The following is a 23,528-nucleotide window of genomic DNA, read 5'->3' as shown; positions in this document are numbered from 1 at the left end:
AATTCAAGCTGTCGCTAAGGGGAAGAATACTTGCCCGGCATCACTGCCGGGCTTTTTTATTGTGTGTAGGCAGGCATAAGAGAATAGTAAAGGTACCCAGTAACGTTATGCGAATGCCAGCACGCCCTGCGTTTCAATTTTCACAGCAACAGACTCACCAATATTTAATGCCTGCGATGCTGTAGCCAACAAACGGTCGCCATTCGCATCAATCACGTAGCGGCAATGGTCGCCCATAAAGTGCTGCTCCAGCACCGTTACTGAGCTCTCTTCATCGGATTGAATTTGCACATGTTGCGGCCTTAGCAACAAAGAGCATTCAGACTGCACTGGGATCTCTTGTTGGGCTGTGGCTTCAACCACACCCAAGTGGGTTTCATATTCTGAATCCGAAACTCGTTTAGCGGCCAGATAGCTACCACCACCTAAGAAATCCGCAACAAACTTACTTGAAGGCTGGTAGTAAAGCTCAGATGCCGTACCATACTGCTCGATAACACCATTGTTCATCACTGCCATTTTATCCGCGAAGGCAAAAGCCTCTTCACGGCTATGCGTAACAAAAATGGCAGTCACGCCTTGCGCCTTAAAAATCTTACGGATCTCACTTATCAGCTCATGGCGAACTTGCGTATCAATATTAGAGAACGGCTCATCTAGCAACAATAAGTCTGGGCTGTAAGCTAATGAGCGAGCAATCGCAACACGCTGCTGCTGTCCACCAGACAACTGATGTGGATAACGATCGCCATAGCCTTGCAAATGCACGAGCTCGAGCATCTCTTGAACTTTGCCATTTTTCTCTTTTGTCGAGTAATGCTTTAAGCCAAAGGCAATATTTTGCTCCACCGTCAGGTGAGGAAAAAGCGCATAATCTTGGAAAATCATCCCGATATTACGCTGTTCTGGTGGCAACCAGTTCTCCCCATCATCAATCGTGACGCAATTTAAGCTCATTTCGCCTGACGTTAATGGCAATAGCCCTGCAACGGCTTTTAATAGTGTTGTTTTTCCGCAACCACTTGCACCTAGTAAACAGACAATTTGCCCTTGTTCCACCTCAAGAGACAATGACTCCAGTACGGTTTGATCATCATATTGGCAAGTTAGGTTTTTAATTGATAATGCGCAGCTCATCAGTGATTTTGCTCCAGTGAACGGTTAACAACAACAAGCGGGATCAACCCAACAAGAACCAACAGAACCGCAGGCAAAGCGGCCAATTCTAAATGCTCATCCGAGGCGAAGTTATAAACGTATGTGGCTAGTGTTTCAAAGTTAAATGGACGAAGTAATAGAGCCGCATTGAGCTCTTTCATCGACTCGATAAACACTAACAGAGCCGCAATCAGTGCACCACGTTTAACCAGCGGAAAGTGCACACGCCACAGCATGGCATTAGGCTTACAACCCATGGTGCGAGACGCCATATCTAACGAAGGCGAAATTTTATTTAAATTACTTTCGATACTACCAATCGCCACCGCTGAAAAGCGCACAACCATGGCAAAAACCAGGGCGAACATGGAGCCAGAAAAAATAAGTCCCGGTCTTCCCCATTCCATGGCTTTAGCAAAGTCGTTGACGCGGTGATCCATAAACAGTACTGCGACCATCACACCAATCGCTAATACGGTTCCTGGCACTGCATACCCCATCGAAGAAAGACGCATAAATGCCAAGCTTTCGCGCTTGCCATTGACGCGATGGGTAAAGTTAACGATCAGTGCGACAGCAACACCAATAATGGCGGCAATAACCGACACGACCAAACTATTCCATGCGTATTCACGAAACTCGGGGGTCCAACTCTGCGCAAAGTAAGTTATCGCATAATCAATCAGCTGTAGTAATGGCAAAATAAACGCGACCGAAACCAAGCCCCAACACCAAACCAGCGCGGTCCACTTTTTCCAGCCCGTCAACTCATAACGAAAATCTTCGTGACTGTTAAATTGGCTTTGAAAAAGCTTTTGTTTACGACGACTGTAGCGTTCTGCACTGAGAAGCAGTACTACAATGACGAGCATCATGGCAGAAATCTTGGCTGCAGCATTAAGATTAGAGTATCCCAACCAAGTATCGTAGACCGCTGTGGTTAACGTATTCACAGCGAAGTAACTTACAGTACCAAAGTCACCGATAGTCTCCATTGCGACCAGCGACAAACCCACAGCGATAGAAGGTCGCACTAATGGCATCGAGATGCGCCAAAAGCTTTCCCATGGAGAGCATTTGAGCAAACGCGCGCTTTGCAACAAAGAGACATTTTGCTCCATAAATGCAGCTCGACACAGCAAATACACATAAGGGTACAGCACTAAAGCCAACACAAAGGTCGCGCCAGGCAAGGTGCGAATATCAGGGAACCAATACTCGCCAGGTCCCCATCCGGTTACATCACGCAAAAAGATCTGAATCGGTCCTGCAAAATCAAACCAATCAGTAAAAATATAACCAATGATATAACCTGGCATCGCAAGAGGTAGCACCAATGCCCACTGCAACCATTTTTCGGTCGGCAGTTTACACATGGCCATTATCCAAGCGCTTGGTATACCAAGAATTAAGGACAACACCATTACGCCAATAGTGAGCGCAACCGTGTTAAAAATATAAGTCGGCATGACTGTCGCCATTAAATGGGCAAACAAATCATCCGTTTCACCAATTGCGGTGTAGAAGATCGCTAAGATCGGCAAAACCAGTAACAGAGTTATTACCCCACTACTGGTTTTCCATAAAGAGTGTTTATCTTTCATCGCCTAATTACTGCAAGGCTGTATGAAATACAAATGCTGTTGCAAATACATCTCATATCCTTTAATCAAATGGGGGTACTGTTATACCCCCACAAGGAATTAAAGGTCAAATTTCACTTCGTCTAATAGCTTAATTGCCGCTTCGTGGTTGGCTGCAATATCGTCTAGAGAAAGCTTGTCTGCTTTAAAGTCACCCCAAGATTCCACAAGTTCAGAACGCTTCACGCCTTCTTTAACAGGGTACTCGTAGTTAACTTCTGCGTACATCTGCTGCGCTTTGTCACCCGTTAGGAATTCCATTAGCTTCACAGCATTGTCTTTGTTTGGAGAGTACTTCGCCATCGCCATACCAGAGATGTTTACGTGAGTACCTGTAGTCTCTTGGTTAGGGAAGTTGATGTAAACTGCATCTGCCCAAGCTTTTTGCTCTTTGTCATTAACCATTTTACCTAGGTAGTAGCTGTTACCTAGAGAAACATCACATAGACCTTCTTTGATCGCTTTAACTTGTGCACGATCGTTGCCTTGTGGTTTGCGAGCAAGGTTTGCTTTCACGCCTTCCAACCACTCTTTGGTTTCTGCTTCGCCATTGTGAGCAATCATTGCTGAAACTAGAGAAACGTTGTACGGGTGCTTACCGCTACGAGTACAAATTTTACCTTTGAACTCTGGCTTAGCTAGATCTGCATAGTTGAAATCTGCGCCTAGTTTACCTACGCGATCACGTGAAGAGTAAACACTACGAGAGCGTAGAGTTAGGGCAAACCACTCATTCTCTTTATCTTGGTATTGAGCTGGTACGTTTTCTTCAATGATTTTGCTATCTACTTTCTGAACTAAACCTTTGTTTGTCAGTTCAGCTAGACGACTGATGTCTGTCGTAAGGATAACGTCAGCTGGGCTGTACTCGCCTTCTTGAGCTAGCTTTTCTGCTAAGCCTTTTTTAGCAAATTTTACGTTTACTTTGATGCCAGTTTCTTTAGTGAACTCGTTGAACATAGGTTCAACTAGGAAAGGTTGACGGTAAGAGTAGACGTTCACTTCTTCAGCAGCCATTGCTGTTGGAGCTAAGGTTGCGCAAGTTAATGCTGAAAGAGTTAGCAGTTTTTTCATTGTTTAATCCTTTACCATGCTAATGATAACGTTTATCAGTTGCGTTATTATATGTATGTTCAATAAGAAGACAATGACAAATATTAAAAAACCTGCTCATCGGAGCAGGTTTTTTAATGTTGAGAGTGTAACTATTTATTACAGGCTATTGATTACTTCACAGTGACAAATTCTGGGTACGCACCGACGCCACAATCATGCATGTCCATACCTTCCATTTCTTCATCTTCCGTGACGCGAATTCCAACGGTTGCTTTCAAGATAGCCCACACCACTAGGCTAGCACCAAATACCCAAGCAAAGATAACGACAGCACCTAAAAGCTGTGCACCGAATGTAGCATCGCCGTTACTTAGTGGTACGACCATCAAACCAAAGAAGCCACAAACACCGTGCACTGAAATCGCACCGACTGGGTCATCAATTTTCAGTTTATCTAGGCCAATGATGCTGAATACGACTAGCGCGCCAGATACTGCACCGATAGCAACCGCATATAATGGCGATGGTGATAGAGGATCTGCAGTGATGGCAACCAAGCCAGCTAGCGCACCATTGAGAATCATCGTTAAGTCCGCTTTGCCCCAAGTTGTTTTACATACAAATAGCGCCGCAATAGCACCTGCAGCAGCTGCTGCGTTGGTGTTTAGGAAGATCTGACCTACCGCTGTTGCGTTCTCAAAGTCTGAAACCATCAACTGAGAACCACCGTTAAACCCAAACCAACCAAACCAAAGGATGAAAGTACCTAGTGTTGCCAAAGGCATGTTTGAACCTGGAATCGGGTAGATTTCACCGTTTTTGCCATATTTACCTTTGCGAGCACCAAGAAGCAATACACCAGCAAGAGCTGCAGAAGCACCAGCCATATGTACGATACCTGAACCTGCAAAGTCGCTAAATCCAGCTTCTGCTAGGAAGCCACCGCCCCATGTCCAATAACCTTCCATTGGGTAGATAAATGCGGTCAAAATTGCAGAGAAAACCAAGAAAGACCAAAGCTTCATACGTTCAGCCACCGCACCAGAAACGACGGACATTGCCGTTGCAACGAAGACGACTTGGAAGAAGAAGTCAGATTCTAGAGAGTGATCAGCCCCTTCTCCTTGGGTACCAATCAACGCACCAAATGAAGGTAACCAGCCTCCTTCTCCGTTGTCGACATACATGATGTTGTAACCAACGATCAGAAACATCGTACATGCAATTGCGTACAAACAGATGTTCTTCGTAAGAATTTCTGTTGTGTTCTTAGAGCGCACAAGACCAGCCTCTAGCATCGCAAAACCAGCTGCCATCCACATTACCAACGCACCGGAAATGAGGAAGAAAAAGGTGTCAAGTGCGTAACGTAACTCGGTTACTGTTGTTGTTAATTCCATAATAAGTTTCTCCAATCCCTTGAATTCTTAAAGTGCTTCTGCGTCCATTTCGCCCGTTCGGATACGCACCGCTTGGTTCAGGTCGTAGACAAAAATTTTACCGTCACCAATCTTTCCTGTTTGCGCAGCTTTTGTAATCGCTTCAACCACTCGCTCAACATTATCCGCGTGAGTAGCGATTTCAATTTTCACTTTTGGTAGGAAATCGACCTGATACTCAGCGCCGCGATACAGTTCCGTGTGGCCTTTTTGACGACCAAACCCTTTAACTTCTGATACCGTCATCCCTTCGATACCGACGTTAGCCAATGCTTCTCGCACATCGTCTAATTTAAACGGCTTAATAATGGCATTGATTATTTTCATTCAATTCTCTCCGAAGCTTTCATCCTGAAACACTTCTAATAATCCAATCTACGTGCCAAGTTTTTAAGTCATTGAATAATAAAAACTAACGTCAATTTACATATCTATAAACAAAAAGGGCGCACCATATCGGTGCACCCTTTTCACAAATTTAAAGCAACAGAAGGAAAGTTACCCAAAACTGTGCACTAAATGTTCAAAAAGTCTTTCCATCGCTCGATAAGAATCATGAAGTCCTCTATTCCACAGCTTGCTGTACTTTCTGCATTGTAGAAATCGAATTCACTTTCCATCTCAACATCATGGTCATGGGCCAATGCGTTTTCTTGCACTAGGACTTCATCGCCCTGAATCATCAAGCTAATTTCTGTACCTGTTAGGTTATGCTCTTGAGAAGGCGCTGAAAATGACTGCTCAATTAGCTTTTCAACCTGAGCTATCTTCATAGGATCTTTGCCAATTTCTTCTTGTAGCCAGCGCCCAACAATCTCATGCCCCATGCTGCATTTTACGTAGTACTCGCCCATCAACGTGTTACGGATGAATTCAAATTCCATCGAGATTGCCTTTTCGTATCAATTTGGTGCGGAGTATAGCGAATTGCGCCCATAAAAAAAGCACCTCGTTTGAGGTGCTTTTTAATTGTGCAGTTAAACTTATGCAGGCTCTTGGAATATCACTTCATCCGCTTTCTTGGTGTACTGATCCATTTTATGGAAGTTCAAGTAGCGGTAAGTATCTGTAGCGGTTGCATCAATTTGCTTCGCATACTCCAAGTACTCTTCTTTAGTTGGAATCTTACCAAGGATTGCACCTACGGCAGCTAGTTCCGCAGACGACAGGTAAACATTCGCACCAGTACCTAGACGGTTCGGGAAGTTACGCGTTGAGGTAGACATCACTGTTGATTTGTCTGCAACACGCGCTTGGTTACCCATACACAGTGAACATCCTGGTGTTTCGATTCGAACCCCAGCACGGCCAAAGATACCGTAATAACCCTCTTCCGTTAGCTGATCCTTGTCCATCTTCGTTGGCGGAGCGATCCATAGACGAGTTGCAAGCTGTCCGTTGAACTTATCTAGCAGCTTACCAGCAGCGCGGAAGTGACCGATATTCGTCATACAAGAACCGATGAACACTTCATCAATCGCTGTGCCTTGTACTTCAGACAACAAGCGAGCGTCATCCGGATCATTCGGTGCACATAGTACTGGCTCATTGATTTCAGCCATATCGATTTCAATAATATGTGCGTATTCAGCGTCTTTATCCGCTTGCATCAGCTCAGGATTTGCTAGCCACTCTTCCATCGCTGTAATACGACGTTCAATAGTACGGCGGTCACCGTAACCTTCAGAGATCATCCACTTCAGCATCACGATGTTAGAGTTTAGGTACTCTTCGATCGACTCTTGCGACAGTTTCACAGTACAACCTGCCGCCGAACGCTCAGCAGAAGCATCAGACAGCTCAAATGCTTGCTCAACAGTTAGCGTTTCTAGGCCTTCAATCTCAAGGATACGACCAGAGAATTCGTTGATCTTGCCCGCTTTCTCTACTGTTAGTAGACCTTGCTGAATCGCGTAGTAAGGGATGGCATGAACAAGGTCACGTAGTGTGATACCCGGTTGCATTTCACCTTTAAAGCGAACCAAGATTGACTCAGGCATATCTAGTGGCATAACGCCTGTCGCAGCAGCAAAGGCAACCAACCCCGAACCTGCTGGGAATGAAATACCTAGCGGGAAACGAGTATGTGAGTCACCACCCGTACCGACTGTATCCGGCAGTAGCATACGGTTTAGCCATGAGTGGATAATACCGTCACCCGGGCGAAGAGATACACCACCGCGGTTCATAATAAAGTCCGGAAGTGTGTGGTGCGTGTTTACGTCTACTGGTTTTGGGTACGCAGAGGTGTGACAGAAAGACTGCATGACAAGGTCAGCAGAGAAGCCCAAACACGCCAAGTCTTTAAGTTCATCACGAGTCATAGGGCCGGTAGTATCTTGCGAGCCTACTGTCGTCATCTTCGGCTCACAGTAGGTACCAGGGCGAATGCCTTCTACGCCACACGCTTTACCAACCATTTTCTGTGCAAGCGTGTAACCCTTGCCAGAATCTGCAATTTCACCAGGTTTACGGAATACATCCGAAGGCTCAAGACCTAGCGATTGACGCGCTTTGTCTGTCAAACCACGACCGATGATCAATGGGATACGACCGCCAGCACGAACTTCATCAATCAGTACTTCCGTTTTCAGCGAGAACTCAGCTAAAACTTCACCTGTTTCGTGATTACAAACTTTACCTTCATATGGGTAAACATCGATAACATCGCCCATGTTGAGCTTAGTCACGTCGACTTCGATTGGTAGTGCGCCCGCATCTTCCATTGTGTTGAAGAAGATAGGTGCAATTTTACCACCAAGCACATAACCACCAGCACGTTTGTTTGGAACGTAAGGGATATCATCTCCCATGAACCAAAGTACTGAGTTGGTTGCAGATTTACGTGAAGAACCAGTACCAACAACATCACCAACGTAAACCAATTGGTGACCTTTTTCTTTCAATTCTTCAATTTGCTTGATCGGACCAATATTGCCCGGTTGATCAGGATTGATGCCTTCACGCTCGTTCTTCAGCATCGCAAGTGCGTGCACTGGGATATCAGGACGAGACCAAGCATCAGGTGCAGGTGAAAGGTCATCCGTGTTCGTTTCACCTGTTACTTTAAATACAGTTAGAGTGACTTTTTCTTCAAGCTTAGGCTTAGAAAGGAACCACTCAGCATCAGCCCATGACTGAAGTACTTTCTGTGCATGCGCATTGCCTGCTTTTGCTTTCTCTTCTACATCATAGAAAGCATCAAACATCAGAAGTGTATGAGACAGCGCTTCTACAGCAATCTCTGCCAGTGCTTCGTCATCCAATAGCTCAACTAGCGGTGCGATGTTGTAACCACCTTGCATAGTGCCTAGCAGTTCAGCCGCTTTTTCACGGCTCACAAGTGGTGATTTAACTTCACCTTTTGCTACTGCTGTTAGGAAACCCGCTTTTACATAAGCAGCTTCATCAACACCTGGAGGGATACGGTTTTCAAGTAGGTCAAGAATGAACTCTTCTTCACCTTGCGGGGGATTTTTCAGAAGTTCTACAAGTCCAGCAACTTGTTCTGCGTCTAGCGGTTTAGGAACAACTCCTTCAGCAGCACGCTCTTCGACGTGTTTACGGTAGGCTTCAAGCACGACTTTTTCCTCTCATTGCGGTTCCTCCTCTATTATTACTATTGTTAAAGTAAAGGAGTGAACATCCTTGGAAACTTGGCTCTCCATTGCCCTTGTTTTCATTCAATTATGATTGAGAAACAGCGCCGTAGAGGCCAAACTGTGGGCAAAATAATAGCAAATTTAACCTTAAATTAAAATCTTATCATTTTGACCAACATAGCAACTTACGACTAAAGTTCTGCTAATTTTGACCAAATATGCCAAGTTTTTGCTTTCTTATACCCGGTTAATTAAACGACGTTCCTACGATCAAATACACAGCATCCATATCCTGCTCAGTACGACCATAAGCCAACATAATTGGCCCGATTGGTGAGTCAACACCAAAGAAAATAGAGCCAGCATTGTAAAGTGGCGCTTCATTCAGCTTCAGATCATTATCTGACCACACTCCACCGTATTCCACTGATGCACCTAGGTAGACTGGCGCTTCAAATAGTCCAAAGTCGTTGTCGAACCATTTGTATCGGTACACCAAGCTACTAAAAAACAGGTTCTGTCCAATCAAGCTATTTCTTGGGATGCCAGATAGGTTTAAAAAGCCGCCTAACTCTCTCGGATCAAGTGGAACCGATGAATTTTTACTTTCTACAAAACTATATTCTGCATGTCCGACTAAAGTATGACGCTGATGACTGACCGCACCTTTGAATCGCGCGGAGATTTCATACACGGTATCTTCAATCATCTTTTCCGTGTCGAGCAGAGTGATGCCTTCCGGACTCTTGTCATGGGATACGAAATATTCAAGATCGACCAGCAGTCCGCGAGTAGGAAATGCAAAATCATCAAGCGTATCGAGTCGATAGCTCGCAAATATACCTTTGCGCTCGAAGTCTAGCTGCCCTGCCGAGGCCAAGGTAGACAGCTCAATATCTCCTGTAGAGTAACGAGCACCAAGGCGCAACTCTTGCCATAACGTAGGTTGAATGCCAATCGCCAGTTCAGAAGCAAAGTCATTATAGGAAACGGGTAAGAAGTCGTTAACTGAGCTGAGGTCCGGATTTTCAAATTCGCTAAAAGGTAAGTTTCTATCTTCACTGCTGTATCCAACACGGCCAGCAACAAAAAGCGTTTGACTAGATAAAACAGGCGAATACAACTCAGCTTCTATCAGCTTATCCGTGCCCATTTCTACGTTGAACGCCAACTCTGCACCATGCGAGTTTAAATTAGTAAAATTGGTCGACATACCGATGCCGTATTGGCTATCCGTATCGAAGTCATCTTCAAGGAAAAATCGAAAGTTAACGTAATTCGGCCCCCACGACTTTTCGTTAACATCAAAAACCAACAATGTCTTACCATCAACATCTTCAAAGTGGTAAGTGATTAACTCAAAACGATCCAACGCATAGAGATTTTCAACGGCTTTTTCTATTTCAGCCGTTGGAATACGACGACCTGTTTTCAATTGAATACGGTTAGTAAGTAATACATCACTGTAGTGGGTGTTATTCACTATCACAATGTCATCAACAATGCGTTTATCACCGTAAACCAGCGTCTTACGTACCTCTTGCTTGTGATCGATGTACTTTTGGTATTCTGCGTTCGATAAACTTAGACCAAGCAGCTTATCTTCAAGCTGCTTGGTAATATCGTAACCCGCTTGAAAAGCCCAAGGCATTTTGTCGAACTCGACCGTTTCCATGGTGCCCACATTGGGACGAATATAAATATCTTGAGGTTCAAGCTCGTCCACTTGCTGTTGCGTACTGCGACGGACTAGGTAATTAGAAAGTTGATCCGCTACAGTAAACAGCCCGGTAAACTCATCTTCGGTTTTGTAGTCGGTGCTAATATCGACAGCAATAACAACACCTGCCCCCATGGCGCGAGCCACATCGACAGGCATATTATTAACGACGCCACCATCGACAAGCATATGGCCATTGAGCTTATAGGGAGGGAGCGCTCCTGGTACAGACATACTGGCCATCATGGCGTCCACGAGGTAGCCATTGCCAAGAACCACTTCCTCTAGCGCAAGAATATCTGTCGCCACAGAGCGGTAAGGAATGGCAAGATCATCAAAAGAATCGAATCGTCCCAAATTCCCAGTAGTCTCGCGCAATACGCGCAACATGTTCTGGCCTTGCACGACCCCCGTTGGGGCACGAACCTCACCAAATCTTAAGCCGAGGTCAGTGTTAATTTGATAGCGGTCTTCATACTCTTTATCACGAACTCGGCGTTGACTACGGTCGACACGATCTCGATAGCCACTGCTCCAATCTACGGTGTAGATAAAGCTTTCAATTTCATCAGCGCTCATCCCCGTGGCATAGAGACCACCAACATAAGCGCCCATACTAGTGCCCGTTACGATATCGACCGGGATCTGCATCTCTTCTAACGCTTTAAGGACGCCGATATGCGCAGCGCCTTTTGCTCCGCCACCGGCGAGCACAACCGCCACCTTTGGGCGAGGCTCCACATCATCCGTTTTTGCTAGAGAGTTTGCGAGGGAAACAGAAGGAGTGGTGATCAAAAAGGCACTAACCCAAAGCGCGAAATGGCGAGTCGGCGGGCTTGATAACAGCTTTTTGAACATTCACTTCTTCCTTTTTTGAATTTCTTATCAAGTAGGGCGTGCTAGCAGCACCGCACTAACACGCCCTAATATGTACTAAGAATTGACCAGAGAGACAAGCTAATGTTGTTGATTTGGCGATGCTACCAATCAAATAAGCTGTTAAGCCAGTTTGATTTCTTCTCACACTGCTGCTTTATTTGACCCGTTTTATCCCAAACTGGCAGTTTATAATCACTACGACAGTTCATTTCTAAACCACCATCTGATGTCGGCTTAAACCCTAACGTGGTGATCTCTCTTGGCCACGGAAGCTCTAAACGCTCAGGAATGCGTTGCTTCAAATACTCTGCGTACACTCGTAATGCACCGCTCGACCCCGTTAGATGAACCGGTTTGTTATCGTCGCGGCCTAGCCAAATTGTCGTCACTTCACGGCCATCAACACCGACAAACCAGCTATCGCGGTTATCGTTACTGGTACCCGTTTTTCCTGCCAGTGCAGCCCAACCAAACTGGCTTTGTAAGAAGCGGCCTGTACCTTGAGCAACCCCCTGTTTCATCGCGTAGGTCGTTAGCCATGCTGCTTGCTCATCCACGGCTCTTGATGAACGAGGCAAGGATTGATACAGCACATTACCTTCCATATCCATCACTGAACGCAGAGCGGTCAGTTTCGCACGTTTGCCTGAGTTCGTAAGTGTCTGATACATCTGCGCGACTTCAAACGGCGTCAAAGAAAACGAGCCCAAAAACATCGAAGGCACTGGGCGGATTTCGTCTTTGTTGACGCCCAAACGTTCTAAAGTATTGGATACTTCTGGGATACCAAGCGCCATGCCTAAGCGCACAGTTGGCACGTTGAGTGACTTCGCTAAAGCAATGTAGAGTGGCACATCACCACGGTATTTTCGGTCGTAGTTACGCGGTGTCCATACATTACCTTTACTGCTTTTCAGGCTTAGCGGCGTGTCGTGTAGCGTCGTGCCTAGGTTATATTTTTCCGGTTGTTCTAGAGCCGTCAAGTAAATCGCTGGTTTAACTAAAGAACCAATTGGACGACTGGCATTGAGCGCGCGGTTAAAACCTTCATAACCAACACGTTTACCGCCAACCATGGCACGGATTTCACCACTATGACGATCAACCGCGACTGCAGCGGCTTCTAATTCTTTACCGCCTCGTTTAGCTAGCTCCGGGATCTTTTTCGCGATGGCTTGCTCCATTTTGCTTTGCGATACCGGATCCAGAGACGTAAACACGCGTAGTCCGGTTTCCGCTTTAAATCGCTCCCCCACTTTTTCTTTCAATTCAATGCTCAATTGTTGGAAATAAGCGGGCTGACGGCTCGCAATACGTGGTTTACTCTGCGTATCAAGCGAACGACTGACGGCTTGCTCATACTGCTCAGATGTCAGCATGTTTTGCTGCATCAACAAACGTAATACAAGATCGCGGCGCTCTTTCGTGCGCTCAGGGTAACGAATTGGATTGTAGTAAGATGGTCCTTTTACCATCCCAACTAACATCGCCAGCTGATCGATTCGCAGCTCTTGGATCGGTTGTCCAAAGTAATAACGCGATGCCAAGCCAAACCCGTGGATCGCTTCACCACCGCTTTGCCCTAGATACACTTCGTTAAGGTAGGCTTCCAAAATACGATCTTTGCTGTAACGGTAATCCAAAATTAACGCAATATACGCTTCTCTAACTTTGCGCCACAGCGTCTTATCACGGGTCAAAAACAGGTTTTTCGCCAACTGCTGAGTTAGCGTACTACCACCTTGAACAGTACGACCCGCTTTAATGTTTGCAACCATTGCTCGTGCAATCGCGAGTGGAGACACCCCATCGTGTTGATAAAAATCCCGGTCTTCGGTCGCAAGCAGTGCATCAACTAAAATTTCCGGGAACTGATCACGACGCAAGAACAGACGCTGCTCATCTTGATCTTTCTCCAGCATCCCCAACATCTTAGGCTCTAAGCGTAAGTAACCAAGATCACCTCGGGACTCTAAAGACTGAATACGCTGTAAGCCAGAATCTGAAAAATGGAGCATCACGTGACGATCCGGTTCAGGACCATCGGCAAATTCAAATGGACGACGGATCAGCTCAATACGAGTGGAAGAAGAAGAGTACTCACCAGGATAGCGAGGCTGACTTACCTTACGGTAATTCAGTACATCCAGCTCGTTGCGCAGTTCTTGAATGGTGATATTTTCACCAGGATTTAAGTTCAAGATGCGAGCATAAACCACCGTTGGCAGTTCAAACAGCTGGCCTTCAAAGCGCTCTTTCACGACACTATCTAAATAAATACCCACAAACAGCAAAACAGCGGCAAGCGCAACACCGGCTTTCCAGCTAAATGACCACAAAACTTTCAGCCACGAACGTTTCTCGTTAGCCGGCTTTTTACTCGGTGTGCGTCGAGTCGGTTTTGTCGTTCCTTTATTGGTTGTACTTTTCTTCGCTGGCGCTTTTTTCGCGCTAGGCTTCTTGCTGTTAGTCATTATTCAATTGTCTTTTTGTTTTCGTAGTTGCTACATGATTGGCAGGATCATCTGGCCAAACGTGTTTTGGGTAGCGCCCTTTCATCTCTTTTTGGACGTCTTTATAGCTTCCATTCCAGAAAGCCGCCAAGTCAGACGTCACTTGCAATGGACGTTGTGCCGGTGAAAGCAGTTCAAGCACCAAACGCTTGCGACCAAGTGCTACCGTAGGAGAGCCACTCTCACCAAATACCTCTTGCATACGCACCGATAATTTCGGCTCATGGCCATACTGGTAACGGATACGCTTCTTTGAACCTGTCGGCAGTTGGTAATGCTCTGGTAACCATTCATCCAGTTGTTGATTGAGTGGCCATCCTAATCGAGCGTTCAGCGCTTCGACCAAGTTTATCTTGCTCAAATCGTTAACCGAACTGACGGACGTCATGTACGGCTCTAACCACTCTTCTAATGAATCCAACAAACTGGCTTCATCAAACATTGGCCATGATTGCTCGGGTAACCATTCCACCGCACAACGAACCCGAGCTAACAAGCTCTCCGCTGCCGGTGTCCAGTTTAGACTCTGTAAGCCCTGGCGGCGGACATACGTGAGTAAAGCTTGTGTCATTTTTTCTTTGCCAGGGCTTGGCAAAGGCTCGCGTTCAACCACCAGCTGACCGAGTTTTGTTTGTCGCTCAGCCATTAGACGCCCTCTTTTTTCATCCCAGTCTACAACTTCTTCAGACGAAAATAGCGCTTCAAAGGTCTCTCGCAATATATTGACATCCAATTCACATGCCGAATGAATTTGACTGGAGTTAGAATGAGAACGCATTAAGTCAACGGCAACCAAATACTCACAGCCACCTAGCATGTCTTCCTGACGACATTCTGCACCATGACCATTAGCCAAAGTAAATCGCCCAAATTGATTTGTGCGCTGCTGCGCAATGCGATCTGGAAATGCCAAACTTAACACCAGCGGTAATGCATCTTCATCCACGCCTTTCAGGTCAAATACCGTATCCAATTTGTACGCTAGAGATTGAGCACGCTTGAACAACAGCGACTTTTTTGGATGAGTACCAACAAGCCAACGATGCAAGCTATGAGCGATATTGGTAACGTTTCTCTCTGGCTCTTCAATCAGTGCGACCGCCGCCAAAGCAGCATTTAACATCTTATCACTGTAAGATTGCGCTTTAATTAGCATCGCAGCTGCACGAGGCTCGACGCCTAGTTCATGCGCCTGTTTTCCTTCGGACGTTAATTGCCCTTTTTCCGTCAGTAGTCCCAATGACACCAATAGCTGCTTCGCTTGTTCCAATGACGCATTAGCGGGAACATCAAGCCACTTTAGATCGTGGATATCACTCGCTCCCCAAAATGCGATCTCCATAACTAAACTCGCCAAATCGGAATGCAAAATTTCGGGTTGAGAAACCTGCGGCTGTTGCTTGAACTGGCTTTCAGAATAGAGGCGAACGCAAATGCCCTCTTCTATTCGTCCCGCTCGTCCTGCACGCTGAATCGCTGAAGACTGTGCAATGCGTGTTTGCTCTAAGCGTGTTAAACCGTTTTTCAAATCAAACCGGGCAATACGCTCTAACCCAGAATCAACCACAAGGCGAATGCCTTCAATCGTCAGTGAAGTTTCTGCGATGTTGGTCGCGAGTACGACTTTACGCTTGCCGTGTTCTGCCGGCGTGATGGCTTTTTGTTGCTCAGTAAAGCTCAGTTGCCCATAAAGCGGACACACTTCAATATCATCCGCCAAATGAGATAAACGTTCTTCGACTTGTTTAATTGCCCCAACGCCCGGTAGGAAAGCCAACAAAGAGCCGGACTCTTTGTTCATAAGACTTTCTATTGTTTTTGCCATACTCGTAGGTAAATGATCATTCACACCTAACGGTTGGTAACGCATTTCTACGTCGAAACTGCGTCCTTCTGATTCAATGTAACAGGCTTCCGGCAACAACGACTGTAAGTCTTGTTGATCAAGCGTTGCCGACATTACCACCAGCTTGAGATCGTCTCGCAATGCCTCTTGAACTTCTAAACTGAATGCCAAAGCGGTATCGGCATGAATGCTGCGTTCATGAAACTCATCAAAGATCAGCAGTTCAACACCATCCAGTTCAGGGTCAGTTTGGATCATCCGAGTCATGATCCCTTCGGTTACGATCTCCAGCTGCGTTGCAGAACTTACCTTTGCCTCGCCACGAACTCGATAACCCACGCGTTGCCCTACTTGCTCTCCCAATTGCTCAGCAAGATAACGGGCAATGTTACGCGCCGCGAGTCGTCTTGGCTCAAGCATGATGATTTTTCCAGCAACCGAATGATTTAAGAGTAACTGCAAAGGGAAGTAAGTCGACTTACCGGCACCAGGCGCCGCTTTTAAGATCACTTGATGTTGATTTTTGACCGCCGTCAGCAACTCAGGCATCACGGCTTCAATCGGCAATTGTGACAAAGGAAATACCTTGTGGTGTAATGGTGGCAACATTGTACATAAAAAAATTTTTGTCTAAATAAGCAAATGCATTTCACACCCGCTTTAGAGTCCGCCACTCTACTCAAACGCTATAAACGCTTTCTTGCCGATATCGAACTCGATACCGGTGAAATTCGTACTATCCACTGCGCAAACACTGGCGCTATGACAGGTTGTGCGACCCCCGGAAACAAAGTTTGGTTTTCCACTTCCGACAACCCGAAACGAAAATATCCCAATAGTTGGGAGTTGAGTGAAACCGAACAAGGCCACCGCATTTGTATCAATACCGCGCGCGCCAACCAATTAGCCGTTGAGGCTATTGAAAATAATGTCATTTCAGAGCTTTGTGGTTATGACACACTTCAAACTGAGGTGAAATACGGTAATGAAAATAGCCGAATTGATATCTTGCTCAGCGCAGACAACAAGCCAAAGTGCTATATAGAAGTGAAAAGCGTCACTCTTCTTGATGAGACCGACTCTACTGGACAAGGATACTTCCCAGATGCGGTCACGACTCGGGGACAAAAGCACCTGAGAGAGCTCACAGAAATGGCACAAAATGGAAGTAGAGCCATACTTTTATTCACTGTTTTACATTCAGGTATTGAAAAAGTATCCGCGGCGCACCATATAGACGCGAAATATTCACTATTACTCAAACAAGCACAAGACGCTGGAGTGGAAGTTCTCTGCTACAAAGCTGAACTGAGCGATACTGGAATGAAGCTGATTTCCGCTATTGATTTTATCAATTAAGAGAAAAAATGATGTCGTCTTCACATTGACGATAACTTTGCGATTCAGTATTTGCTTGCACCGCCTCTTTTTGCTATAGATACCCGCCTTAAATTGACTGCGTAGCAGTTGACTAGGTGTAAGTAGGAGATGCTGTATGCCAGAATCAAAGAAGAAAACGATAGGCATCCTAGCCATTGCCGGCGTGGAGCCATATCAGGAAAAACCTGGTGAAGAGTACATGTCACCAGAGCAGGTTGAACACTTTACGAAAATCTTAACAGCTTGGCGCGACCAGCTGAGAGCTGAAGTGGATCGTACCGTTCACCACATGCAGGACGAAGCAGCAAACTTCCCAGATCCAGTTGACCGCGCCTCTCAAGAGGAAGAGTTCAGCCTAGAACTGCGTAACCGCGACCGCGAACGCCGTTTGATCAAGAAGATTGAAAAGACTTTGGATAAAATCAAAGAAGACGATTTTGGCTTCTGTGAGTCTTGTGGCGTAGAGATTGGCGTTCGCCGTCTTGAAGCACGTCCAACCGCTGACCTATGTATTGACTGTAAAACACTTGCAGAAATCAAAGAGAAGCAAATGCAAGGTTAATCAACCAAGCATTATGATTATTGAAGGGAGCTCAGGCTCCCTTTTTGTTTTGACTACCTTTGCATCCCATTTGTTTACTAAATTCGAGATACACGCATGACACGCTATGTAGGTCGATTCGCCCCATCTCCTTCTGGTCCTTTACATTTTGGTTCACTGATTGCCGCTCTTGGCAGCTATTTTCAAGCGAAAGCACACAACGGAACCTGGTTAGTACGTATTGAGGACTTGGACCCACCAAGAGAAATGCCAGGTGCGGCGCAACTTATCCTAGATGCGCTCAAAGCCTACCAGCTGCATTGGGATGGAGAGGTGGTATACCAGAGTGAACGTCATAACCTTTACCAAGCCCAAATAAACACATGGCTCGAAAATGGTGAGGCCTATTATTGCCAATGTACTCGAAAGCAAATTAAAGAGCATGGCGGGTTTTATCCTGGCACTTGCCGCGATAAAAACTTGAAAGACGGCGCGATTCGCCTAAAAATGACCAAGCCTGTCGCTCATTTCTTCGATCAGAAGCGTGGAACAATTAAGATTCCAGAGCAACTCGTTAATGAAGATTTCATTATTAAACGTCGAGATGGATTATTTGCTTATAATCTTGCGGTAGTATTGGACGACATCGACCAAGGCGTCACCGAAGTCGTGCGTGGTGCAGACTTAATCGAGCCAACAGGGCGTCAAATCAGTCTGTACCAGATACTTGGGCAGCCTGAAGTAAGCTACTTGCATTTACCATTGGCGATGGACAACAACGGCAATAAACTGTCGAAACAAAATCACGCGACGGCTATTGATATAGAGACACCAAAGCCTACTCTATTACGTGCCATGACATTTTTGGGCTTCGAGATACCGGAAGCCATAAAAGCGGCCAACATAGAAGAGATTCTTCGTTGGGGCTGCGAAAACTGGCGCTTGGAACAGCTTCCAACAGAGATCGAGATCACACCGTGATTCTCAAATGGCATTGTGTAGGCTATCATTAGCCGCAAATTAGGCCCTAGAGGCGCAAAAACTAACCAAAGCAAGATTGGACTAAACCCAGTTATTGCCAGATGCACATGAATACAAACGACTATACACCAAGCGAACCTGCCACTATTCCAGAGCTCGCTCTCAATGTAATAACTCGTGAAGAGCACAACATTTCGCGTAAGCAGATCAGTGATAATGCACTGAAGGTACTGTACCGCCTAAATGGTGCTGGTTTCGATGCTTTTCTTGTGGGTGGCGGGGTTCGAGACTTACTGCTTGGACAGAAACCAAAAGATTTTGACATTGCGACCAACGCAACGCCGGAACAGATCAAACAGCTATTTCGTAACTGCCGTTTGATTGGTCGCCGCTTCCGCTTGGCTCATATTATGTTTGGCCGAGATATCATTGAAGTAGCGACATTCCGCGGTCACCACCAAGAGCAAAAGAATAAGAGCATCTCTCAGCAATCGAAAGAAGGAATGCTGCTGCGTGACAATGTCTACGGCACCATCGATGAAGATGCTGAGCGCCGTGATTTCACGATTAACTCGATGTACTACAACATCGCAGACTACTCGATTCACGACTACGCACGTGGTATTGAAGATTTAGAAGATCGCCTAATTCGACTGATTGGCGATCCAGAAACACGCTACCGTGAAGATCCAGTACGTATGTTGCGTGCGGTTCGCTTCGCGGTAAAGCTGGACTTTGATATTGAAGAAGACACCGCGGCACCAATCGAACACATGGCACCGTTGCTCGGTGACATTCCGTCAGCGCGTCTTTTTGAAGAGTCACTCAAGTTATTGCAATCCGGTCATGGCTTAGAAACCTACCACCTACTGCGTGAGTACAACTTATTCCAACAGCTCTTCCCGACGATTGCAGCGCACTTTACAGAAGATTACTCCTCTCACACTGAGCAAATGTTGGATCTTGTCCTAGATTCTACCGACATGCGCATCGAAGATGGGAAACGCATCAATCCAGCATTTATGTTTGCTGCAATGCTGTGGTACCCACTGTGTGCGAAAGCCGATGAGCTGATGGAAGAGCGCAACCTAGGCCATTACGACGCTATTATGGAAGCGAGTAACATCATTCTTGATGAACAAGTTCGTACAATTGCCATTCCAAGACGCCACACCGCAACCATTCGCGAGATTTGGCAGTTACAGCTTCGTCTTCCACGACGCAACGGTAAACGTGCATTCCGCCTGATGGAGCTCAATAAATTTAGAGCTGGCTTTGATTTTCTTGAAATGCGCGGTGAAATTGAAGGTGGTGACACTCAGAAGCTTGCCAAGTGGTGGGAAACTTTTCAAAATGCAGGCCGAGAAATGCGTCAAGCAATGGCTGCCGACCTAGACGGTCAATCACCGAAGAGTGGTCAGCGCCGCCGTAAAACCTATCGCAAGAAAAAGAGTAAGCCTAAGTCATGATCACAGCGTACATTGCGGTAGGCAGTAACTTGGCTGATCCTGTCAGCCAAGCGAAGCAAGCGATTGAAGCGTTAAAAACGCTGCCTAAATCAGAGTTTGTTCAGGCTTCTTCGCTATACAGCAGCACGCCAATGGGACCACAAAACCAACCGGATTACATCAATGCGGTTGTGTCGATTAACACCAGTTTGACGCCTCTTGAGTTGCTCGATTGCACCCAAGCCATTGAGCAAGAACAAGGGCGTGTCCGTAAAGACGAACGTTGGGGACCAAGAACCTTGGACCTCGACATTGTGCTTTATGGCAATGAGGTGATTAATTCCGAGAGGCTGATCGTTCCTCATTATGGAATGAAAGAGCGTGAATTCGTACTCTACCCTCTTGCGGAAATTGCACCAAGTTTACAACTCCCCGATGGGACCGAGGTCTCTGAACTACTGGAACAAGTAGATAGAAACGGCCTCAGTATCTGGCAGTCATAGCCAACTCCTAGTAAGGATAAAACCATGAAAAAAATGACCATCAACGACCTAATCAAGTGGAAGCAAGAAGGTCGTAAATTTGCTACTTCAACCGCTTATGATGCGAGCTTTGCCCAACTGTTTGAAAGCCAAGAAATGCCAGTACTTCTTGTTGGTGATTCTCTAGGTATGGTTTTGCAAGGTCACAACGATACTCTGCCAGTAACGGTCGATGATATCGCTTACCATACTCGTTGCGTACGCGCAGGTAGCCCAAATTGTTTGTTGATGGCTGACATGCCATTCATGAGCTACACCACGCCAGAGCAAGCTTGCGAAAATGCGGCTACACTGATGCGTGCTGGTGCCAATATGGTGAAAATTGAAGGTGGTGACTGGCTAGTCGACACTGTAAAAATGCTCACTGAACGCTCGGTTCCAGTTTGTGCTCACCTTGGTTTAACTCCTCAAGCCGTGAATATTTTTGGTGGTTACAAAGTTCAAGGTCGCGATCAAGAAAAAGCGGACCGCATGGTGAAAGATGCCTTAGCACTGCAAGAAGCAGGCGCTCAAATCGTCTTACTAGAGTGCGTGCCTGCTGAGCTTGCTGAGCGTATTACGCAAGTGCTCGACGTGCCTGTTATCGGTATTGGAGCTGGTAACGTGACAGATGGTCAAATTCTCGTGATGCATGATATGTTCGGTATCTCTGCCAACTACATGCCGAAATTCTCCAAAAACTTTCTTGCTGAAACAGGTGATATGCGCAAAGCCGTTGCTAAATATATTGAAGATGTAGCCAACGGTGTATTCCCAGACGACGCTCATACCATTGCCTAGAGGATAAATGCATGCAAACTTTTGCGGAAATCTCAGCAGTTCGTGAACACCTTAAAACCTTTAAACGTGAAGGTCGTAAAATTGCGTTTGTCCCAACCATGGGCAACCTTCACGAAGGTCACTTAACTTTAGTGCGTAAAGCACGCGAATACGCTGATATCGTTGTCGTAAGCATCTTTGTTAACCCGATGCAGTTTGATCGTGCAGACGATTTAAATAATTACCCACGTACGCTAGAGGAAGACTTAAGCAAGTTGACCTCTGAAGGGGTCGATGTGGTATTTACGCCAACACCAGAAGTTATCTATCCTGAAGGGCTTGATAAACAAACGTTTGTTGATGTTCCGGGTCTATCGACTATTTTAGAAGGGGCTTCACGCCCTGGTCATTTCCGTGGCGTCACAACCATCGTAAACAAGCTATTTAACATCGTTCAGCCAGATGTGGCCTGTTTTGGTGAGAAAGATTTTCAACAACTTGCGGTTATCCGCAAGATGGTTGTCGATCTTGCGATGGACATTGAAATCATTGGTGTACCAACCGTACGTGAAATGGACGGGTTAGCTATGAGCTCTCGCAATGGCTTACTCACGCTGGATGAGCGCCAGCGTGCGCCAGTACTTGCTCGTACAATGCGTTGGATCAGCAGTGCCATTCGTGGCGGCCGTGATGACTACGCATCGATCATCGAAGATGCGAGCGACCAACTTCGAGCTGCAGGTTTGCACCCTGATGAGATCTTCATTCGTGATGCTCGTACTTTACAAGTGATCACGCCAGAAACGACACAAGCCGTCATTCTGATGTCTGCGTTCTTAGGCAAAGCGCGTCTTATCGATAACCAAACGGTAGATATGGTTGTCGAAGCGAAGGAAGAAGCAGAGTCTAGTAATACAAACTCAGAGAGCGCAGAGTAAGCTCTGAGCCATCAAGACGTAAAAAGGTCGACTCTTAGTCGACCTTTTTTATTTTCTACGTATAGACGCAATCTAACCCTTCAGGGCGTGTTTTAAACCGCTTGTGCAGCCACATCCACGCTGGAATATCACGTTTTATCATTTTCTCAAGCTCTTGGTTCAAGATACTTGCCGCTTTAATCGCATTACGCCTCTCGAAACGCTCACTGATATCTTTCCCAATATATAACGTGTAATGGTGATTCTTGCTCACTGTGACGCCAGATATGACCGCGCACTTTGTTGCGTCTATAAGCACACTAGAGCCCATGGTACTCGCGGCTTGTTCAACAGCAAAGAACGGCGCAAAAACAGAATGGCTGACGCCATAATCATGGTCGGGCAAATACCAAAGTCGATGACCATTTTTCAGAACTTTGAGCATTGATTTCACGTCTTTTCGATCAATCATTTGATGCCCAAAACGAGTTCGACCTCGATGTTGAATAAACTCATAAGCAGGATTCGAATTTGGGCGATAAACGCCATAACCTTTGGCAAACTGGCTAAAAATACGAGCGGTTATCTCCAAGTTTAAATGGTGACTGCACACCACCAACACACCACGGCCATTCTTTTCCTCAGCGAGTAAACGATCTTTTCCAACAGTAGAGGTTATCCGACAAATCCGCCAGTCTGGCCAAAACCACGCTATGCCCGTTTCGATGATCGCCATTCCCGTATATTGAAAGTTTTTTCGTACTACGTCCTTACATTGCCAATCCGTAAAATCAGGGAAACACAGCTGGAGATTACGCAGAGCGATCTTGTGTCGGCGCTTCATTACATGCATCGCAATACAACCGATGCCTCTACCTAAAACTTTCAACACCACGTAAGGGAGTAGATTTACAATGACCGCTAGAGAGCCAAATGCTAGCCAAACAGGCCAATACTTGGGCTTAAGTAACTGATAGGAGAAAGGCGGCGGCGGGACAATATTCATAGGATCACTCATTTATTACAAATGATTGAAACCTAACATGATAAAAACCGAAAGATTGTATGGGAGTGTATTGTTATGCATGCCAAAGAGCAGCATGA

Annotated in this window: 18 protein-coding genes; 7 read left to right on the top strand and 11 right to left on the bottom strand. The window is 46.0% G+C overall.

Translation table 11 applies throughout. The annotated features are described in order from the left end of the window. Positions 1-105 precede the first annotated feature (105 nt). The 10 genes from OO778_RS03140 to hrpB form a co-directional block, all read right to left on the bottom strand. Positions 106-1,137, bottom strand: a complete 1,032-nt coding sequence (locus OO778_RS03140; RefSeq protein ID WP_005396732.1) for an ABC transporter ATP-binding protein — start codon at positions 1,135-1,137, stop codon at positions 106-108. Continuing rightward, positions 1,137-2,762 (bottom strand): iron ABC transporter permease, encoded by a 1,626-nt coding sequence (locus OO778_RS03135; RefSeq protein WP_074191767.1) that lies wholly within the window; start codon positions 2,760-2,762, stop codon positions 1,137-1,139. The genes OO778_RS03140 and OO778_RS03135 overlap by 1 nt, the downstream gene beginning before the upstream one ends. A gap of 99 nt (positions 2,763-2,861) precedes the next feature. Further along, positions 2,862-3,875 (bottom strand): Fe(3+) ABC transporter substrate-binding protein, encoded by a 1,014-nt coding sequence (locus OO778_RS03130; protein WP_005386566.1) that lies wholly within the window; start codon positions 3,873-3,875, stop codon positions 2,862-2,864. A gap of 152 nt (positions 3,876-4,027) precedes the next feature. Beyond that, positions 4,028-5,257, bottom strand: a complete 1,230-nt coding sequence (locus OO778_RS03125; protein WP_046875065.1) for an ammonium transporter — start codon at positions 5,255-5,257, stop codon at positions 4,028-4,030. Positions 5,258-5,284: 27 nt separating this feature from the next. Then, a complete protein-coding gene (locus tag OO778_RS03120; RefSeq protein WP_005396729.1) occupies positions 5,285-5,623 on the bottom strand; it encodes a P-II family nitrogen regulator in 339 nt (112 codons plus the stop codon). A gap of 188 nt (positions 5,624-5,811) precedes the next feature. Continuing rightward, on the bottom strand, positions 5,812-6,180 hold the full coding sequence (locus OO778_RS03115; RefSeq protein ID WP_012841428.1) for a YacL family protein: 369 nt from the start codon (positions 6,178-6,180) through the stop codon (positions 5,812-5,814). A gap of 99 nt (positions 6,181-6,279) precedes the next feature. After that, entirely contained in the window at positions 6,280-8,877 is a 2,598-nt protein-coding gene (gene acnB / locus OO778_RS03110; protein ID WP_264910672.1) for a bifunctional aconitate hydratase 2/2-methylisocitrate dehydratase, read from the bottom strand. 268 nt (positions 8,878-9,145) lie between these two features. Beyond that, positions 9,146-11,476, bottom strand: a complete 2,331-nt coding sequence (locus tag OO778_RS03105) for a patatin-like phospholipase family protein (RefSeq protein WP_170890980.1) — start codon at positions 11,474-11,476, stop codon at positions 9,146-9,148. Between the two features lie 122 nt (positions 11,477-11,598). Further along, positions 11,599-13,971, bottom strand: a complete 2,373-nt coding sequence (gene mrcB, locus OO778_RS03100; protein ID WP_046875069.1) for a penicillin-binding protein 1B — start codon at positions 13,969-13,971, stop codon at positions 11,599-11,601. Continuing rightward, positions 13,964-16,432, bottom strand: a complete 2,469-nt coding sequence (hrpB, locus tag OO778_RS03095; protein WP_264910671.1) for an ATP-dependent helicase HrpB — start codon at positions 16,430-16,432, stop codon at positions 13,964-13,966. The genes mrcB and hrpB overlap by 8 nt, the downstream gene beginning before the upstream one ends. Before the next feature lie 66 nt (positions 16,433-16,498). On the opposite strand from hrpB, the gene sfsA reads away from it, so the two are divergent. The 7 genes from sfsA (at position 16,499) to panC (ending at position 22,445) form a co-directional block, all read left to right on the top strand. After that, entirely contained in the window at positions 16,499-17,215 is a 717-nt protein-coding gene (gene sfsA, locus OO778_RS03090; RefSeq protein WP_005396723.1) for a DNA/RNA nuclease SfsA, read from the top strand. 136 nt (positions 17,216-17,351) lie between these two features. After that, positions 17,352-17,798 (top strand): RNA polymerase-binding protein DksA, encoded by a 447-nt coding sequence (dksA, locus tag OO778_RS03085; protein WP_005386584.1) that lies wholly within the window; start codon positions 17,352-17,354, stop codon positions 17,796-17,798. 96 nt (positions 17,799-17,894) lie between these two features. Continuing rightward, on the top strand, positions 17,895-18,758 hold the full coding sequence (gene gluQRS / locus OO778_RS03080) for a tRNA glutamyl-Q(34) synthetase GluQRS (RefSeq protein ID WP_170890974.1): 864 nt from the start codon (positions 17,895-17,897) through the stop codon (positions 18,756-18,758). Positions 18,759-18,859: 101 nt separating this feature from the next. Beyond that, positions 18,860-20,227, top strand: coding sequence for a polynucleotide adenylyltransferase PcnB (gene pcnB, locus OO778_RS03075; RefSeq protein WP_046875073.1), 1,368 nt, complete (start codon positions 18,860-18,862; stop codon positions 20,225-20,227). Then, the gene (gene folK, locus OO778_RS03070) at positions 20,224-20,709 is read left to right on the top strand and encodes a 2-amino-4-hydroxy-6-hydroxymethyldihydropteridine diphosphokinase (RefSeq protein ID WP_048625962.1); all 486 of its coding nucleotides are present in this window, start codon (positions 20,224-20,226) and stop codon (positions 20,707-20,709) included. The genes pcnB and folK overlap by 4 nt, the downstream gene beginning before the upstream one ends. A gap of 24 nt (positions 20,710-20,733) precedes the next feature. Continuing rightward, positions 20,734-21,528: a 3-methyl-2-oxobutanoate hydroxymethyltransferase gene (gene panB / locus OO778_RS03065; RefSeq protein ID WP_005396718.1), complete on the top strand. Its 795-nt coding sequence runs from the start codon at positions 20,734-20,736 to the stop codon at positions 21,526-21,528. Between the two features lie 11 nt (positions 21,529-21,539). Beyond that, on the top strand, positions 21,540-22,445 hold the full coding sequence (gene panC / locus OO778_RS03060; protein WP_005396717.1) for a pantoate--beta-alanine ligase: 906 nt from the start codon (positions 21,540-21,542) through the stop codon (positions 22,443-22,445). A gap of 55 nt (positions 22,446-22,500) precedes the next feature. Here panC and OO778_RS03055 read toward each other — a convergent pair whose 3' ends face one another. After that, complete coding sequence (locus OO778_RS03055; RefSeq protein WP_264910670.1) at positions 22,501-23,430, bottom strand: Kdo(2)-lipid IV(A) acyltransferase; 930 nt, start codon at positions 23,428-23,430, stop codon at positions 22,501-22,503. Between the last annotated feature and the right edge of the window lie 98 nt (positions 23,431-23,528).

Source organism: Vibrio sp. STUT-A16, assembly GCF_026000495.1.
GTDB classification, from domain to species: Bacteria; Pseudomonadota; Gammaproteobacteria; order Enterobacterales; family Vibrionaceae; genus Vibrio; species Vibrio diabolicus.
Note: the sequence above shows the minus strand (reverse complement) of the source record. Positions and strands in the feature narration are given on the sequence as shown.